Origin of the sequence: Sphingomonas sp., assembly GCF_041661825.1 — a bacterium.
GTDB lineage: Bacteria > Pseudomonadota > Alphaproteobacteria > Sphingomonadales > Sphingomonadaceae > Sphingomonas.
Map to the genome: position 1 here is coordinate 1104370 of NZ_JBAZTU010000001.1, position 17190 is coordinate 1121559.

The following is a 17190-nucleotide window of genomic DNA, read 5'->3' on the forward strand; positions in this document are numbered from 1 at the left end:
TGATGCATGACTTCCGCGATGTCAACCGAAGCACTATTGCAGCTTGGGCGTCTTCAGTTTCTGTTTCTTGAGCTGGCGCTGCATCTCGAACGATTGCTCCGTGGCATCGCGAACCACAGAATCGTCCACCGCCTGCCGGAACTGGGGGACGAACTCCTTGTTGACCTGCTGCGTGACCCAGAGCGACGACTGGCTGGGGTTCGCCTTGGCGATCGCGCGGGCGCGCGTGCCCATTTGGGCGGCCAGCGCCGTCACCGTGTCGTAGCACAAGGCGTCCTTGCACTGTTTCGTCCAGATCGCCTGGGCGATCACGCCCCAGGAATTGGACGCAGCCTCCGCTTTCCGAGCCAGGCTTTCCGTCACGACCTTCTGCGCATTGATATTCGCGTTGATGAATTCGGCCTTCATCGCGGCGATGGTGATGTCCGGGTTGTCGGCCAGCTTGTGCCGGCCCGAGAACAATACCCCCTGGCGGATGAAGCGGATGCCGAGCTTGCAGGGTTCGTCGACGCATTTCGGGATCCATAGCGGGTCGAATTCCCTTGCCCATTTCTCGAGCAAACGCGCGAACTCCGTCTGCGCGCCGTTCTGATTGAAACCGAACTTGCGCGTGCACACCGTGCCCTCATGGCAGGCGAAATCGATCCCGCCGGGCGGCAGATCGACCGCGAGTTGTGGAAACCAGATCGGCCAGTCCCAATTGTTGCTCCACACCGCCAGATCGATGAACAGCCGCGCGGTAATGCCCGGCGTGACGTTGAAACCAAGAGTGTAGAATGGATCGCCGACCGTGAAGCTGCTCGACGTGTAGGGATCGACCGCGACATTCACCACCTGCCCGTTGCTGGTCAGGTAATAGGACTGCCCGTCCGAGTCCTTCAGCGTCAGCCTCATCTTCTCGGAATGGAGCGTGACCTTGACCGCCGGCAGCAGTTTTCCGCCGAGAATGCCGAAATTGGCGCGGCCTCCGATCAGGTCGACATCCTCGAACACATGGACGATTTCTGGTTCGCTGCTTTTCACCCCCGGTGTCGGCGGCGTCCACTGGCCGTGGGCGAGCGGCGCAGGCAGCGCGTCCGTGAAGTCCTGGCCGATCTGGATGGGGACGACCGGGCCGAGCACGCCGACGATCGGCAGTTTCGCCGACGCGCCCGCATGCGCCCATACCTCGGCGACCAGCTCCTTGCCCTCGTACAGCTTGTTGTCGGCAAGGCCCGCCGCCTTGTAATCCGCGACGCTGCCGTCGATCGGCGCGAGCTTGACGGTCAGGGTGGCCCTGTCCTTGATGGCCGATGACGGGTTGTAGGTGCCGCCGAACGCGATCGGGATGCGCAGGCCGAAGCCATATTCGAAGCCCGCGAACAGCTCCGCATAATAATGCTTCTTGCAGCCGACGAAGCACCATTTGATCGTGGTATCGACACGCTGCTTCCACTCATATTGCTTGCCGAGCGTGAAGCCGGCGAGGAAGACATAGTTGCCGATGTCATAGTCGATATCGACCGGCGGCGGCGGCGGCTTGATCGCGCTGATCGGCACACCCAGCGGTTTGAAGGTTTTCAAGGTGTCATCCGCTTTCGGGATGAAGGCGATCTGCTCGACCTTGGTCTCCGCTGCGTTCGCCAGCTCTCCCGCCAGCGCGCTGTCGTCGAGCGCGCCGAGCCGGACCAGTTCGGCGTCGCCGATCTCCTCGGCGATTTCGGCGCGCTGAGCCGGATCGTTCAGCTGGCGGTGGAAATCGGCGACGCTCTGGTCGATATCGGCATTGACCTTCGATGCCTGGAGCCGGGATGCGGCGAGCGCCTTGGCACGGTCGCCCGGATCACGGACATAGCGGATGTTCCTGACGTTGCTGAACCCAGATTCGCGTTCCCCGACGGTGGAGCGGGTGAAGCAGCTCACCCCACTCCCCGCCAGTTTCGCGCGGCGCTCCTCGTCACGGCATGCGCCGGGCAGGATGCGGTAGGTGAGCAGGCTGCGCACGACGAGGCCCTGCTTGATCTCCATCGCCTCAAGCACATCGGCGCAAACTTCGACCTGAGTCGGCAGCGCACGCAGTTTCTTCGCAATGTTGACCAGCGCTTTGGGGTTCTGGACCATCGGCCGGAAATCGACCCTGGTCTTGCCGATCGTCACGGTCGACGCGCCGTTGAGCACGGAGGCAGGGATCTGGCGCAGGGTCGGCAGCTTGTTCATCAGATCGGCATGGCTGCCGGCCCGCAGGGTCAGGCTGTCCTGCATCGACACCGTCGCGGCATCGGATGGCGGCGTGATGTTGGCGACGGCGGAATCGAAATCGTCGCGCCGGATGCGCGCCGTCAGCGGCTGCTGCGCCTGTCCACCGCAACTGCTGGTGATCCTGGGGGGATTGACCCGCGGGATATTCGAGAATGTCCCGTCGAACGGCGGCTGCGGCGGGGCCCGCCGGACGGGCGTGATCTCGCGCCGCGCGGGCGGCACGGAGAGCGGAGGCGAGTCCTGGAATTCCTCGACGGGGATTCGTCGCTGGCGCACTGGCGTCGAGTCACGCGGCGGTGGTGTCGCCTCCACGGGAATGCGCCGGGGTCGTACCGGGGTCGCCTCATCGGTGTAGGTTTCTTCGACGGGCGTGCGGCGCGTCCGGACCGGGGTCGGGTCGCGCTCCAGCGGCGTGGCCTCGACCGGAATGCGGCGCGAACGCACGGGTGTGGTTTCGGACTGATCGGTATAGCGTTCCTCGACCGGCGTGCGGCGCGTCCGGACCGGGGCCGGATCGCGCTCCAGCGGCGTGGCCTCGACCGGAATGCGGCGCGAGCGCACGGGTGTGGTTTCGGACTGATCGGTATAGCGTTCCTCGACCGGCGTGCGGCGCGTCCGGACCGGGGCCGGATCGCGCTCCGATGGCGTTGCTTCGACCGGGATGCGGCGCGACCGCACGGGAACGGACTCCGAGGACGTGTCGGGCTCGGCCTCGAACGGATCGCGCCCGGTGCGCGCGCGCGTGTCGTCGCCGCGCGGGCGCCGGCCACGGACCGGCCGATCGTCGGACGGCTCCTCCGCCTGCGCGGCTTGCTCCCGATCTTGCCGGAGATACACCGCGCTCGGCCCGGTCGGGCTGGGCGTCGGCGCCTCGATACCGGGCGCGCGCCGGATGCGGCCCGTGTCGGGGATACGGGAAGGCGTCGGGGTCGGCAGCGCGACCGGCGTGCGCGTGCGAATCTGCGCCTGTCCGGACGGCGCCACGGCCACCGCGACCAGCGCCAGGGGCAGCGGCCCGAATTTGAGCAAATGTACCGGACCATGGGGTGAGTTGCGCATCGACCGTCTCCCGTGCGGGGCAGGTTGCCCCCTGACCTGCCGAGAGACGGGAAAATCGCGCGGAACCGGACATCGCCTGCGCATTTCTCGCAACGGCGGGCGATTTGCCGCGTGGTTGCTGGCGCCGCACCGCCAATGTGCTCGGCGTCAGCGATCACACCGTACGCCGCGGTGGGTTCAGGCCCGTGCCTGGTTCCATAACGAGATGGCCGTCGCCTGGGCGCGTATCAGTCCGTCTTCGCCAGCCGCGCACGCAGAGCCGGGAATCCCTTGAGATAGCTTGCGCCCGCCGGCCCCAACGCCTTGAATACCTGCTCGGCCTGGTCGAGCGCCACGCCTGCCTCGGCGCTTTTGCCTTGCTTGAGCAGCGCGATCGCCCGCGCGCGCAGCACGATCGGATAGGAGGGATTGGGCGGCGTCGCCTTCACCAGCGGCTGGATCCGGTCGAGCGTGCGGCTAGCGGAGGCCGTATCGCCCGCCTCGACCTGCGCCTCGGCAAGCGTCGCTCCGGCGGCGATGCTCGGGAGTGCGCTCGGGCTGATCTTCTCGATCAGCATCGGCTCGGCTTCGGCGAGCGTGCGTGCGGCGTCGGCATATTTGCGGAGCACCAGCTGGGCGCGCCCCAGTTGGAGCAGATCGACGCCAAGGCCGGCCGAACGCCCGAATCTTGCCCGCCGCTTTGCAACGACATCCTGGAAGATTGCCGCGGCGGCATGGGCCTGGTTCGTCTTGAGCAGGCGCACGCCCTTTAGCTGGGTGATACCGAGGCCCTGCATGCTCGCCTCCTGGCCGGTCCGCTTCAACACCCGATCCGCGCGGGCGAACACCGCCGGCATCGCGTCGAACTGGCTGGCCTCCTGCATATAGACGAGCAGATTGTTGTAGACGATCAGCAGGTCACGATGATTCTCCGCCAAGGCCGCGTCGGCCTTGGGCAGGGTTCGCATCAATAACGCGATCGCATCCTCGACCTTGCCTGTCCGCCGAAACAGCTGTGCGCGCGCGAGGTTGATATCGACCAGATCGGCGGCAAAGCGCTCGGGATCGCGGCGAAAGACCGGCTCGGCGGCGTCGAGCAGCGGCGCGATCTCCTCGTTTCGGCCCAGCGTCGCGGCAGAGGCCGCAGCGCGCGTCTTGATCTGCGCGGTCGCGACCGGATCATCCTTGCCAATACCCCGCGCGAGTGCGCGCGTGATCAGACCATAGGCCCCTGCGGCATCTTCGAGATTGGCATAGAGGTCGAACAAGGTGGTGACGAGCGTCGCCGATTCGGTACTCGTATCGACCGAATTGACCAGCCGTTCAGCGGTCTGGTCCAGCATCTGCTTGACGGTAGCATCCTCTCCCGCGTCGCTGGGAACGGTGTCGCGAAACATGACGGTCAGCATGCGATTGATCGCTTCGCTGCGGCGGGCCTGCGCCACCGCGATGTCGCGCTCGATCGCCGTCTGGCGCGCCTGCCAGGCGATTCCGCCCGCACCGATCAGCAGCGCCATCAGCGCCGCAGCGCTCGCCGCGGTGGCCCAGCGATAGCGCCGCAGGAAGCGGCCGAGCATGTAGCGTGTCGACCCGCCGCGCGCCTGGACCGGCTTCAACGCCTGATGCCGGGCGACGTCGTCCGAAAGCTCGCTCGCGGTGCGGTAGCGTTCGCTCGCGCGGCGCCGCATTGCCTTCAGGATGATCGCGTCGAGGTCGCCGCGAAGGCGCGCCGCGCGAACCGGCGCGTCGGCGCGCTCGGCCGCACGACTGGGCATCGCGGGATCTTCGTAGAGCACGCGGCGGATGATCGCCGGGACCGATGCGCCCTGGCGACGCCATGGGCCGGCTCCCGTCACGAGTTCGTAGAGCAGAATGCCGAGCGCATAGACGTCCGTCGCGACCGACACCTGGTCGCCGTCGAGCTGTTCGGGCGCGGCATAGTCGGGCGTCAGCATCGCCAGGGTGGCGACCGGCATCGCCACGGTGTCGTCGAGCAGCTTGGCGATGCCGAAGTCGAGCAGGCGCGGCTTGCCGGCACCATCGATGACGATGTTCGACGGCTTGATGTCGCGGTGAACGACCAGGTGCGCATGCGCGTAGGCGACGGCATCGCACACATCGCGAAACAGCCTGAGGCGCGTGTCGAGGTCGGCCTTGTGCGTCCGGCACCAGCTGTCGATCGGCTCGCCGTCGACATACTCCATCGCCATATAGGGTCGGCCGTCCTCGGCGACCCCTGCATCGATCAGACGCGCGATGCCGGGATGTTCGAGCCGGGCGAGCAGCTTGCGTTCGCGCAGGAAGGTCTCGCCGTGATCGACCGCTTCGGCGCGCAGCATCTTCAGCGCGACGCGCTGCTCGAAATCCTTCGCGGTGCGGCGCGCCAGATAGATTTCGCCCATGCCCCCGCGCCCGATCAACCGGTCGACCGTGAAGCCGCCGACCACCTGCCCCTCGGCCAGCGAACGATAGGCGGGCGTTTTGCCCGGCACCTCGATCGAGGGCGGCGCCATGTCCAGAATGCCCCCGGCGGTCGCGGCGGTCAGCAATGCCCTGGTCTGCTCCACGATGTCGGCGGGCTGGGTGGATCGGCCGAGCCTGCGCGCCTGCTCGTGCAGGGGCAGGTCGATCAGTTCCTCGAAGAGCGCCTGGATCGCACTCCATGCATCGCCCGTCACCCCCTGCATCGGCGCCCTTTCCCCGGTTTCGCGCAGGCTAGGCGCGACCCGGGCCGAGCTCCAACGAATTCGCCGTTTCAAAAATCTTTCGCCCGCCATGGCCGCTTCTGCCGGCTTTCCCCGTCTTGCCTGACACATGATGCAGCAAAGGAAGAAACTCCCATGATGTCGCTTCGCCCCAAGATATCGCTTCGCCGGGTCCGGACGATGGCGCTGTTCCCGATCCTCGGCGCGGGTGCGCTGATCAGCACCGCCGCGGCGCCGCAGACGGCGGGGACCGATTATTTCACCTATCGCGCCGGTGCGCGCATCGTCGCCATGCCGGCCGACGCCGACATCTCGGAGATGTCGTCGAGCCCGTTCAACCTGATCGACGAATCCGCCAGCACCGACTGGACCGGCGAGGCCGGCCAGGCCGTGTTCGTCCTCGAGCTGTCCGAAGAGACCGAGCTCAGCAGGATCGCGTTCGACACCGCCGGGCTCAACCGCGACCGCAAGGCCCCGCGCGGCTTCACCGTCGCGCTGTCCAACACATCGGCAAGCTCGGGCTTCGAGGACGTGCTGTCGGGGGAGCTGCGGATGAACGCCAACGGGCAGTCCTTTGCGTTCAAGCCGGAGGATCGCCCGGTCGGCCGCTGGGTCCGCCTGACCATCGAGAGCAATCACGGCGACGACTATACCGGGATGACGGGCTTCCACGGCTATGGCCGCCAGACGACGGCCACGGCCAGCACGCCCGATCTCACCGGAAACTATGACGGTGCCAGCGGCTGGGGCTGGATCCACCTGAAGCAGGAGGGCGACCGCGTCGCGGGATGCTATGAATATCAGCGCGGCGAGTTCACCGGCACGGTCGACGGCCGCGTGCTCACGCTCGACATCGTCGATACCAGCTCCGACGAGAGCAAGACGCGCCTTACCGGCATCTTCCAGCTGACGCCCGACGGGCGCGGCATCGTCGGCCTGGTCCGCGGCGTCGATCGCGCGTCCCGCGACAGCTACGCCGCTTATTACAGCGCCCGCAAAGTCGGCCGGTCCGCCGGCGGTTGCTGAGCCATTCAGGGAGACAGGATCATGCGCATCACCCTCGCCGCCGCGGCGCTGCTCGCCGCCACCGCCTGTTCGCCGTCCGCGCAAGCGCCGGCGGCAAACGAGGTCGCGACCGACAGCAAGGTCGTCGACTCGCCCGAGACGGACCTGCTGACCGCTTCGGACGCCAGGCCCAATATCCCCGCGCCCAGGCGCCAGCCGGGCCTGTGGACCTTCACTGACGTCGCGGCCAATGGCGACGAGCTGTCCACCGACACGCTCTGTGTCGGCGAGAAGTCGGAGGCGAAATATTCGGCCTTTCAGCAGATCGGCAACGGCGGCGACTGCACCGCGCGCACCTTCACCAAGACGGCGACCGGCTTCACCTATGTGACCGTGTGCGGCGTGCCCGGCATGAAGCCGGTCACCACGCGCGGCACGCTGACCGGCGACGTGGCGACCGGCTACACGCTCGATGAGGTGCTCGATCTCAGCGTCAACGGCGACGATCAGAAGATCGTCGCGAAGCGCACCGGCGACTGCCCCGCGGGCATGAAGGATGGCCAGATGAAGGGCAAGATGGGGATGGTCTATTCGGTGCTCACCCGCTGACCCGCCATCCCCCGCGCCCATCAATGCACTGAATGCGCCTGCCGCAACCGGCTCGGCGATACCGCGTGGAGGCGGTTCCAGGCGCGGCGGAACTGGCGGGCGGACGCAAAGCCCGCCCGTTCCGCGACCAGCTCGATGCTGAGCTGCGACGCCGTCACCAGCTCATGCGCGAGCGCGATGCGCAGGCGGTTGACATAGTCGGTCACGCTCATGCCCGCCTGATCGTTGAACAGGCGCGACAGGTTGCGCGGGCTCGACCCCGCGACCTCGGCCAGCGCCGCGACCGACCAGTCGCGCAAGGGGTCGGCGGCGACGGCATCCTGGGCGCGGTGGATCGCGGGGTGGATGTGGTTGCGCCCCTCCAGCCAGGGCGAAAGCTGCGGGTCGGCGCCGCTGCGGCGCAGATAGATGACGAGATAGCGGGCGATGGCGAGCGCGGTCGCATGCCCCGCCTCCTGCGCGACGATGTGCAGCATGAGATCGATGCCCGCGGTGATGCCTGCGCTGGTCAGCCGATCGCCGCTGTCGACGAACAGGCGGTTCTCCAGCACCTTCGCCCGGGGAGCGGCGTGGACCAGCTCGGCGATCGTCGCGTGGTGGGTGGTGCATTCATAACCGTCGAGCAGGCCGGCCCGGCCGGCGAGCAAGGCGCCGGAGCAGATCGACATGAGGCGCATCCCCGGCCGCACGACAGCCGCCAGCCAGCGGACGATCTCCGCCTCGGCGGCATCATCCGCCGCGCGGTTCACCCTGCCCTGCCCGAGCAGTTCGTCCGTCGAGCCCGGCACCACGACCAGTGCGCCGGCCGGGAGCGAGTCCGGCAGCGGCGCGATGCCGGCAAGGCCGAGCCCGATCGAGCTGTCGCCCAGGGCATGCGGGCCGACATAGGTGACGGCGAAGCGCACCGCCGCCTGTTCGAGATTGGCCTTGCGCAGCACCTCGAGCGGACCGGCGAGGTCGAGCAGCAGCACGCGCGGCGGCACGACCACCACCACCGGTATCTCGCGCCGTTGCCCGGGCACGCCCGCGGTCATGCGGCAAGCTGCTCCGCGGATCCGCCGAGCGCCGCCTCGACGGTGGCGATGCGGGCGAAGCGGCGGTCCAGCACGAGTTCGGTCCGTGCCCGGATCTCGGCCGCGCTCCATACCCGGCCCGAGGCGTCGGTCATCGGGAAGGTCAGGGTCGCCTCGCCGACGAAGTCGACCTCATAGCCCAGGTCGGAGGCGCCGCGCGTCGTCGTCTCGCAGCATTGCTCGGTGCGGATGCCGGAAACGATCACGCGCCTTATGCCGTTCATGGTGAGCCACACGTCGAGCCCGCTGCCGATCAGCGCGCTGTGACGGCGCTTGCGGAACGTGACGGTGGGCACGAAGCGCAGCGGCTCGAGCGTCCTGACCAGGCCCGAGCCTTCCGAGAAATGCCCCTCCTCCTCGACATGGAAGACCTGCACGACGGGCAGGCCGGCCGCGACGGCGCCGTCGATCAGCGCCTGCTGGCGCTCGATATAGGCGGCGAGATCGTCCTCGCGGAAATAGGGCGCGTGGCGGAAGGATTGCTGGGCATCGATGACGATGACGGCGATGGGGGACATTTCATGATCTCCTGTGCGAGCGGTGTGGCGACCAGGATAGCCCCTTCCATCGGGGCGGAAAGATCGATGCCGGACGGTTATGGGACAATCTACGCCATTGCGATAGCCGGAACGGGATCGGCGATGTCCATGCCGCAATCGGTCAGCCGCCGGGGTCGGGCGGCTGCCAGCCATAGCCTCCCGGGCCCCGGTTGCTGATGGGGAAGTCGCACGGGCGCATCACGGTTTTTGGCGCAGGAGGCGGCGGTGGGGCCGGTTTTGTTGCGGGCGCCGGGTGCGGGTCTTCATCCGGGCATGGGCAGGGCTGCGGCGCCGGATCGGGCGCCAGCGCGACGGGTTCCAGCGGCGGAGGAGGCGGTGGTGTCGACGGCTGCTGCTCCCGCTGTCGCGCCAGCCTTTTCTCCTCGTCTCTGGCTTCGCAGCGGCGGACGAACTCCGTAAGCGCCTTTCGGCTTTCGCTCATCTCCTCCTCCTTCTCCGCCATGCGCCATTTCTTCGGCTGACGGACGCGAAGCCAGTTCAGCGCGGCGGTGGTATCGGGCGGCAAATGATGCTGGTAGGTGGCGTAGACCGGGTCTTCGCCGGCGCTCTTGAACACTTTGGTGCGCTCGACCGTGCAGCCGATAGCGCGGGAGTAGAGCGCGCGCTCGACCCGGGCATCGGCGTGCTTCTTGCCGGCGACGACCGCCTCGGCGAATGCCTCATGCGTGTTGCGCCAGCGATAGATGGTTCGGACGCAGGCGCCGAAATGCTCGGCGAGTTCCTCGTCGGTGGCGCCGAGGCGGCACATGGTGCGGGCCTGATCGGCGAATTCTGGCTCGTAGATCATGGTGCCGGGATAGCGGCGGTGGGATATGATTTGAATCAAGGGCGGGGCGCGCAAAATGTCAGGGAGTTTGCTGACATTTTCCGCGCCAGATGCTGAATTTTTTATTGATATAAATCAAATAGTTAATTAATTTTCCGTCGCAGACATCAACAGTCCAGCCCGACAGAACGGGCAGATTGCGCGTTGCCACTGGCGGCTCATACCGACTTGGTTCAACCAATATTTCTGATATCGTGGAAATATGGAATCGAGTCGCGCCGGCTTGATCCCAAACCGGGAGGACGTCCAATGAAATGGCTCAATGTTTCGCCGTTGCTGATAATGCTCGCTGCCGTACCTGCGCATGGCCAATGGGAACCACCCAATGAGGTGCTTCAGGTCCGAATCTCCGGGAAGGGCGACTGGGTGGTTCGCTGCGAGTATCAGGACAAGAAGGGCCAGACGGTAAGCCGGGAAGCGCGCGGCAAGACCGACAGGCTGCATCTTGGCGAGCCCATCAGCGGTAGCTGCACTTACCAGGCGGCCACGGACAGGCCGCTGACCATCTGGCTGAAGAGCCCGCACTACAGCTGCACTCTACCGACGCCGCAACCGAAGATATGCCGACAGGTTTTCACGGCCGGGTCGTCGGGCCGGATCGAGATTCGGAAGAGAGGCTGAGCGCTTGGCGGCGACGGCAGCGCTTTGGTGAGGGTATTTCCACACCGGGCGACGCATGGAACATTAGGCGCTGTCGCCGCCTTCCTGCGCTTGCGAACGACCGCGAATACCCCGTCACGGTCATCACAAGCCCCTTTCAATATTCGTTATTTCGTCTATTGTGGAAATATGGAACCTTTAGGAGGATGGAATGAAGAGCTTGATGGTGGGGATGCTGTTGGTGACAAGCACGAGCGCAGCTCTCGCGGGGGACGGTAAGGACGCGATGTCGACAGTGTCCGCACGGGGCGAGGGACGCTGGGAGATGATCTGCCATGTCACTCGATCGGGTGGCGAGCAGATCGTGCGTATTCTCGATCCCGAACGGAACAGCTATTCCGATCCGGAGTTGAGGCGCGCGTCCTGCGACATCAAGAATGCCAACAAGGCGCCCCTCGTCGTTTCGATATCGGCCCCCGCAATGGCGTGCCCCTTCAAGTCGGCAGGTGCGAGCGCCTGCGAACAGACATTCGCAAAGGGTCGTGCGGGTTCGTTCGAACTCAAGGCCGGAACGGCACGGTAGGGACGATGCCTGATCGTTCGGCGGTGACACCAGTCGGGCGACGTTCATCTTCATCGCCCATGGACGTTGCCGGTGTCCTCATTTCCGCTAATGAGGAACAATGGAAATGAAGCACGCTGTCACCGCGCTATCTGCGCTCGCGCATCAAGCGCGGCTCTCTGTCTTCCGCATGCTGGTCCAGGCCGGCCATGACGGCATCCCGGCGGGTGAAATCGCCCGCCGGCTGGACGTGCCACCGAACACACTTTCGGCGAACCTCACGATCCTTGCCCATGCCGACTTGATCGACAGTCGGCGTGAGGGTCGGTCGATCATCTATATGGCGAAATATGAGAACATGACGGCGTTGCTGGAATATCTGCTGCAGGACTGCTGTGGCGGCTCGCCCGAAATCTGCGCCTCGCTGGCCGAGGTGGTGCTTCGCAGCCATTGCGAACCGACGGAGGCGGCGTGACCCTCGAGACCACCAACATTCTCGTGCTCTGCACGGGCAACAGCGCGCGTTCGATTCTCGGCGAGGCGATCATCAACCGGCTTGGCGAAGGCCGATTCACCGGTTTCTCGGCCGGTTCGTTTCCAAAGGGCACGGTGCATCCCGGCGCGATCCGTCTGCTCAAGCGCCACGGCTATCCCATCGAAGGCCTGCGCTCGAAAAGCTGGGACGAGTTCACAGGCCCGGAGGCGCCGTCAATCGATCTGGTGATCACCGTCTGCGACAACGCGGCAGGAGAAACCTGTCCGATCTGGCCGGGACATCCGATCAGGGCGCATTGGGGACTACCCGATCCGGCGGCGGTCGAAGGAGACGAAGCACTGGTCGACGCCGCCTTCGAAGCGACGCACGACGCGTTGGCGCGCCGAATCGCCAGGCTGGTCGAGCTGCCGATCCGCGCGCGAGACGTGCCCGCCTTGGCGATCCGCCAGCGCCTCCAATCGATCCATGACGATGCGGCCGAACGGGAAGCCGCGAACTCGGGTGCCGCCGAATGACCGACATCATCATCTGCCACCATCCCGACTGCGGCACGTCACGCAACACCCTGGCGATGATCCGCAATGCGGGACTCGAGCCGCATATCGACAAGACACTGGATCGATTTGCCTGATGCCGCTTCGCGACCTTACCGACCCCGAAGACCTGCCCGCGCTCGACCCGCACTTTGCCCATCGCCGTCCAGCCACGGGCCTCGGTGCCGACCAGCCGCCACCGCGCATCCTGCTGCTCTACGGCTCGCTGCGCGAGCGGTCCTTCTCGCGCTTTGCGACCGAGGAAGCAGCCCGGCTGCTGCAATTTTTCGGGGCGGAGACGCGCATCTTCGATCCGAGCACCTTGCCGCTGCCCGACCAGATCAAGGGTGACGACCATCCCGCGGTCCATGAGCTGCGCGAGTTGTCGATGTGGTCCGAGGGTCATGTCTGGTGCAGCCCCGAGCGGCACGGCCAGGTCTCGGGCATCATGAAGGCGCAGATCGACCATCTGCCGCTGTCGATGGGCGGCATGCGCCCGACCCAGGGCCGGACGCTTGCGGTGATGCAGGTGTCGGGCGGCTCGCAGTCGTTCAACGCGGTCAACACGCTCCGCCTGCTCGGCCGCTGGATGCGCATGGTCACCATCCCCAATCAGTCGAGCGTCGCCAAGGCTTTCCAGGAATTCGACGAGCACGGCCGGATGAAACCATCGGCTTATTATGACCGGATCGTCGATGTGATGGAGGAACTGGTGCGGTTCACGGTGCTGCTGCGCCCGCATGCCGTGCAACTCGTCGATCGCTATTCCGAGCGTAAGGAAGTTGGCCGGCGGATCGATCCGACAACCGATCTTTCGGCAATCGCGATCGGGCGGAGCGGCAGCGCCTAACCCGGCAGGCGCTCGATCGCGATCCCGGCCTCGGTCAACCGATGGCGGATACATTCGAGACGGGCATAGATGTCGTGCCGAACCGCGAGTTCGGCGGCGTCAGGCGATGCCCGGCTCAGCGCCCGCAACCCTCCGACATGCAGCGCAGCGGCACGTTCCCCCAGCTTCGCGATGTCGGTCGCGGCCAGACGCAACTGGGGGCGATAGGTACTGGTCGAACGCAGGAACGGTAACGCTGCGGCAACGACATCGATCGCATCGATCAGGGCACGCTCCAGTTCCCCGAGTGCAGGGTCGGTCTCGACGCCGAGGGCTGTCCGTGCCGCCCGGTCGATATCGGCCATGGCGCTGTCGAGCGCGTCGAGCAGTGCAAACACGGCGATCCGCTCGTCGGGGGCACTCCATCGTCGCGCACTCCGAGTCCGCAACGCGCGGCTCAGCGCATCCGCCCTGGTCTTGTTTTGCTTTATCACGACATGGCGGGGGTCGCCCGCCGATGACGAGAATGCGCCTATCAGGGCTCCGGCGGTCTCGGCCAGGACCAGGGCATAGCCATCAACCAAGGTTTCGAAGCGACGCTGCCCGGACGTGAATGATCGCAGTCGCACCAGCATGGAACCCTCCCCGGACTCGGCCGACGGCTAGCATGATTCCCTGTTCGTGGAACTATAGAAATGAATTTTGTGTCATGATCCTCAAGATGCGTTGTGGGCGACACTGGGGGGTACGCCATGTCACCGCAATTCGCTTTAGGCGTGTGATGGCCTCGATGCATTCGTCGCCCGATGGCCTGTAAAGAGCTCTTGACACCCCGCATCGCACCCCTGTAAAGAGCTCTTTACAGCTGGAGGCTCGTTCTGGAAAACCGCCTGAAGGAAATGCGCGAAGCGAAGGCGTGGAGCCAGGGCGAGCTGGCCCGGCGGCTCGGCGTCTCGCGGCAGACGATCAATGCGGTCGAAACCGACAAATACGACCCCAGCCTGCCGCTGGCGCTGCGCATGGCGAAGCTGTTCGGCGTCGCCGTGCCCGAGCTGTTTGTCGACCATTGGGAACCCGAGGAGGAATGACGGCCATGGCGAACGACAAGCCCAGCGCCCAATGGCGCAACTTCGCGGCCTGGAGCGCCGCGGGCGCCGTCAGCTATGTGATCGCCGTGTGGGGCGTCTCCGCGCTCCTGCACCAGGACGTAATGGGTGCGATGCTCGGATCGCCGCAGGTCGCGGCGAAGCTGGGTCTGGCCCTGATATTCGCGATGGCGTGCGTCGGCTTCAGCAGCTGGAAGCGGCCCTTCAACCGCCGGACCGTCCGCAATTTCGCCATCGCGAGCGCGGTGGCCGTTATCCTCTGCGTGCTCGTCATCCGGGGCTTCGGCGCGTTCGCCCGAGCGGGCGCGATCGGCGGCTCGGAATGGGTCGCCGCCGTGGCCGGATCGACCCTTGTCGTCATGGGGTGCCTCGGGACCCTTACCCTGGCGAGCGCTCACACGGGCGCCGATTTCATTGCCGACGAGGTGGCGGCGGAAGAGATGCGCGAACGCGGCCGGTTGTTTCTCTACAGCTATGTCTGGACTGCCGCGTGCGGCCTGTTGCTGATCGCGCTGGGTCTTGCCGGGCACGGCGGCGTGGTGTCCCCGGCGGCCGCGCTGGCGGGCGCGCTGGTCCTGATCGCCATCCTCACCGTGCTGGGGGTCGCTGTCTGGCGGCTGTCGGACGAGTTGGGGCGCACCCTGTCGTACGAGGCCGGCAACATGGCCTTCTACCTGATCCTGGTGGTTGGCGGCGGCTGGGCGATGCTGGCGCATCTCGGCTTCGTAGCCGGGCCGGCGCCGCTCGACTGGCTGACGCTGTTCACCGTGCTGTTGTTCGTGGCGAGCTTCATCGCGGTGGGGCGGCGGAGGCTGCTCACGCGGTGAGCGCTTCCGGGCGTCAAGGAAGAGGGCCGGAATTGCGGTACGCGCTCAGCCGAGTTCCTGGGCGAGTCCGATGAGCAGCCCTTCGGGCCCGCGGATGTAGCAGAGCCGATACGTGTCCTGATACTGGACCAGCTCGCCGACGAGCTGCGCGCCGCGCGGGCGGAGCCGTTCAAGCGTGTCGTCGATATCGTCCACGGCGAACATGACGCGGAGATAGCCCAGCGCGTTGACCGGGGCAGTGCGGTGATCCGCGACGACAGGCGGCGTGAGGAAGCGGGAGAGCTCGAGCCGGCTATGGCCGTCCGGTGTGCGCATCATGGCGATCTCGACATGCTGATCGCCCAGTCCCGTCACCCGTCCGGCCCATTCTCCTTCGATCGCGCCCCGCCCTTCGAGCTCGAGGCCGAGTTCGCGAAAGAAATCGATCGCCCCTTCGAGATCCTCGACGACGATTCCGACATTGTCCATCCGTTTGACTGCCATGTTTCCAACTCCTGGGTGTCGTTCCATCTACAAGGTGTCGCCTGCTCCCGCTGATCAGCGCAAACCCGATTTGGTGAAGTCCCTTCGGTTCATGCCCGATTGCACGCGTTATGAAGGCACGCCTATTGGCCCAACCTTCCATTAAACCGCTGTCGAAATCTTTAGGTTTCTTTCGGGCTGGCAGGTCGATGCATGCGGCGACCGAGCCCCATGCGGTCTCGGCCTTGCGGTGACGATCGGCTGGTGCGGGCCGGCGAAACGCCGACCCTGAAGGAGCGGGGCGAAGGAGCGGGCCGATCAAGGGCCTTTTGTACGTCATCGTGACGACGATTTGCCGGCACCTGCGGTTTTTTGCTGCCTTTTCCGCGCGTTCCATTCCCGTGGCGATGATAGAATCCCTTCAAGAAGGGAATATTTCATGTCCTGGCGCTATTTGCTCATTGCCCCGGCATTTGCCGCAGCATCACCAGCCTGGGCCAATTACTGGACGCCCCATGCCGATATCACCTGCAGCCGGCGCGGCAATGTCGCGCTGATCCGCTTTGGCGGCGCGTTCGACGAGGACCCGACCAGCTTCCGCACGCTTCCTCACCGGATCGATGGCGGGCTGTCGCGCGCCAAGGCGAGCAAGCGCACTGATTGCGTTCTGCCGAACGGCTGGCGCCTGCGGTTGCGCGACGGCCAGAAACAGGCCTTCGCTTATGGAATGGGGGGTGCCGATCCGCCCGCCTTTTTCAGCCTGTGGATCGACCGGCGGAAGGTCTTCTCGGCGACGGAGTGGAAGCCCGGCCATGGTGCCTATGATTATCAGTCAATGACGGCGTTGGTTGTCCGGCCGAATCGGTTGACCTGGTGCCGGGCGCGCGATGACGGGGCCCAGACTTGCACCGACGAACGGTTCCGGTTCGGCAAGAGATATCGGACAGACACCGTCGAATATCCGGCAAATGGCCGCAAGTGGAAGCTGGGGACGCTGCTGGCGACCCGTGTCGAGGCATCGGCGGGTTTTTGCCGCCATTATGTCGAGACGATGCGGTCGAAGATGTTCGACGATGTCGCGTTCACCTTCGCGCTTTTCGGGCACGACAAGGCGCCGTTCGCCTGGAATTTTCCGCTTCGGAAACTGCCGCGTTCAGAGGTCGGACAAGCCGATATCGAGATCGCGCCCGGCGTCCAGCGGCGGATTCTCGTGTTGCACGGCGAGTACCACTTCTTCGACGGCGATGTCGTCTTCGTGCTGCCGCAAGGCACCGATACGACAAGGCTCGTGCCTCGGATCGATTTTCACAACGAGAAGCCCGGGGACGATCCGAACGTGCTGCCGCTCGGCGAAGCGCGGGGCTGGACGCGCCTCGTCGGCGGACAACGCGGCATCTATCCCGGGGCCAGCCCACGCTATGTCCATTTCGTGCCCCAACGCATCGACGGACGGCTGTATTTCCTGGCGAACCCGACCAATGTCGAGCAACGGCCGACCGCCATTCTGGTGGGCATAAGGCCTGAAGGCGGCGCCCGGGTGATGTGTCGCATCCAGCGTGTCGAGGAGCATTTCTAGGCGGCTATTGTTACGAAGCCGGGATTACGGTGACCTTTTCACCGGACCAAGGCTGCGAAGAGCTCCGGTCTCATCGCGATGAACAATGCGATGATGAGTCCAAGGGCCACGCCTATGATCGCGCCAGCAGCCATACCGCGTGTGA

Annotated in this window: 17 protein-coding genes and 1 pseudogene; 11 read left to right on the forward strand and 7 right to left on the reverse strand. The window is 65.7% G+C overall.

All coding sequences use genetic code 11. From position 1 onward, the window contains the following. Nucleotides 1-33 precede the first annotated feature (33 nt). Together WC729_RS05045 and WC729_RS05050 are read right to left on the reverse strand one after the other, a co-directional pair. A complete protein-coding gene (locus WC729_RS05045; protein WP_372850161.1) occupies nucleotides 34-3297 on the reverse strand; it encodes a hypothetical protein in 3264 nt (1087 codons plus the stop codon). A gap of 227 nt (nucleotides 3298-3524) precedes the next feature. Further along, nucleotides 3525-5963, reverse strand: a complete 2439-nt coding sequence (locus WC729_RS05050) for a protein kinase (RefSeq protein WP_372850163.1) — start codon at nucleotides 5961-5963, stop codon at nucleotides 3525-3527. 153 nt (nucleotides 5964-6116) lie between these two features. Between WC729_RS05050 and WC729_RS05055 the strand changes: the two genes are divergently transcribed. Both WC729_RS05055 and WC729_RS05060 read left to right on the forward strand, forming a co-directional pair. Then, entirely contained in the window at nucleotides 6117-7007 is an 891-nt protein-coding gene (locus WC729_RS05055; protein ID WP_372850165.1) for a hypothetical protein, read from the forward strand. 21 nt (nucleotides 7008-7028) lie between these two features. Continuing rightward, nucleotides 7029-7595: a DUF3617 domain-containing protein gene (locus WC729_RS05060; protein ID WP_372850167.1), complete on the forward strand. Its 567-nt coding sequence runs from the start codon at nucleotides 7029-7031 to the stop codon at nucleotides 7593-7595. Nucleotides 7596-7615: 20 nt separating this feature from the next. Here the strand turns inward: WC729_RS05060 and WC729_RS05065 are convergent, their stop codons facing one another. The 3 genes from WC729_RS05065 to WC729_RS05075 all read right to left on the reverse strand — a co-directional run bounded on the left by WC729_RS05065 (nucleotide 7616) and on the right by WC729_RS05075 (nucleotide 10015). Then, nucleotides 7616-8629: a GlxA family transcriptional regulator gene (locus tag WC729_RS05065; RefSeq protein ID WP_372850170.1), complete on the reverse strand. Its 1014-nt coding sequence runs from the start codon at nucleotides 8627-8629 to the stop codon at nucleotides 7616-7618. Continuing rightward, on the reverse strand, nucleotides 8626-9186 hold the full coding sequence (locus tag WC729_RS05070; RefSeq protein WP_372850172.1) for an isochorismatase family protein: 561 nt from the start codon (nucleotides 9184-9186) through the stop codon (nucleotides 8626-8628). The genes WC729_RS05065 and WC729_RS05070 overlap by 4 nt, the downstream gene beginning before the upstream one ends. Nucleotides 9187-9328: 142 nt before the next feature. After that, a complete protein-coding gene (locus WC729_RS05075; RefSeq protein WP_372850174.1) occupies nucleotides 9329-10015 on the reverse strand; it encodes a hypothetical protein in 687 nt (228 codons plus the stop codon). A gap of 288 nt (nucleotides 10016-10303) precedes the next feature. Between WC729_RS05075 and WC729_RS05080 the strand changes: the two genes are divergently transcribed. The 6 genes and pseudogenes from WC729_RS05080 (at nucleotide 10304) to arsH (ending at nucleotide 13095) form a co-directional block, all read left to right on the forward strand. After that, nucleotides 10304-10675 carry a hypothetical protein gene (locus WC729_RS05080; RefSeq protein WP_372850176.1) on the forward strand — a complete coding sequence of 124 codons (372 nt, stop codon included), beginning with the start codon at nucleotides 10304-10306 and terminating at the stop codon, nucleotides 10673-10675. Between the two features lie 190 nt (nucleotides 10676-10865). Then, nucleotides 10866-11237, forward strand: a complete 372-nt coding sequence (locus WC729_RS05085) for a hypothetical protein (protein WP_372850178.1) — start codon at nucleotides 10866-10868, stop codon at nucleotides 11235-11237. Between the two features lie 106 nt (nucleotides 11238-11343). Further along, nucleotides 11344-11691 carry an ArsR/SmtB family transcription factor gene (locus WC729_RS05090; protein WP_372850180.1) on the forward strand — a complete coding sequence of 116 codons (348 nt, stop codon included), beginning with the start codon at nucleotides 11344-11346 and terminating at the stop codon, nucleotides 11689-11691. Next, nucleotides 11688-12227, forward strand: a complete 540-nt coding sequence (locus tag WC729_RS05095) for an arsenate reductase ArsC (protein WP_372850182.1) — start codon at nucleotides 11688-11690, stop codon at nucleotides 12225-12227. Before WC729_RS05090 ends, WC729_RS05095 begins: the two co-directional genes overlap by 4 nt. Then, nucleotides 12224-12316: pseudogene (locus WC729_RS05100) on the forward strand (arsenate reductase); the annotation flags it as partial. The gene WC729_RS05095 and the pseudogene WC729_RS05100, both read left to right, overlap by 4 nt. Before the next feature lie 26 nt (nucleotides 12317-12342). Beyond that, on the forward strand, nucleotides 12343-13095 hold the full coding sequence (gene arsH, locus WC729_RS05105) for an arsenical resistance protein ArsH (RefSeq protein ID WP_372850184.1): 753 nt from the start codon (nucleotides 12343-12345) through the stop codon (nucleotides 13093-13095). Here the strand turns inward: arsH and WC729_RS05110 are convergent. Then, nucleotides 13092-13709, reverse strand: a complete 618-nt coding sequence (locus WC729_RS05110; RefSeq protein WP_372850186.1) for a hypothetical protein — start codon at nucleotides 13707-13709, stop codon at nucleotides 13092-13094. The genes arsH and WC729_RS05110 overlap by 4 nt on opposite strands. 243 nt (nucleotides 13710-13952) lie before the next feature. Here WC729_RS05110 and WC729_RS05115 point away from each other — a divergent pair, with 243 nt between their 5' ends. Both WC729_RS05115 and WC729_RS05120 read left to right on the forward strand, forming a co-directional pair. Beyond that, complete coding sequence (locus WC729_RS05115; protein WP_372851017.1) at nucleotides 13953-14162, forward strand: helix-turn-helix transcriptional regulator; 210 nt, start codon at nucleotides 13953-13955, stop codon at nucleotides 14160-14162. Nucleotides 14163-14167: 5 nt separating this feature from the next. Then, on the forward strand, nucleotides 14168-15007 hold the full coding sequence (locus WC729_RS05120; protein WP_372850188.1) for a hypothetical protein: 840 nt from the start codon (nucleotides 14168-14170) through the stop codon (nucleotides 15005-15007). Nucleotides 15008-15052: 45 nt separating this feature from the next. On the opposite strand, the gene WC729_RS05125 is transcribed toward WC729_RS05120, so the two are convergent. Beyond that, nucleotides 15053-15490 carry a VOC family protein gene (locus WC729_RS05125; RefSeq protein WP_372850190.1) on the reverse strand — a complete coding sequence of 146 codons (438 nt, stop codon included), beginning with the start codon at nucleotides 15488-15490 and terminating at the stop codon, nucleotides 15053-15055. 418 nt (nucleotides 15491-15908) lie between these two features. On the opposite strand from WC729_RS05125, the gene WC729_RS05130 reads away from it, so the two are divergent. Then, on the forward strand, nucleotides 15909-17045 hold the full coding sequence (locus tag WC729_RS05130; RefSeq protein ID WP_372850192.1) for a hypothetical protein: 1137 nt from the start codon (nucleotides 15909-15911) through the stop codon (nucleotides 17043-17045). Nucleotides 17046-17190 lie beyond the last annotated feature (145 nt).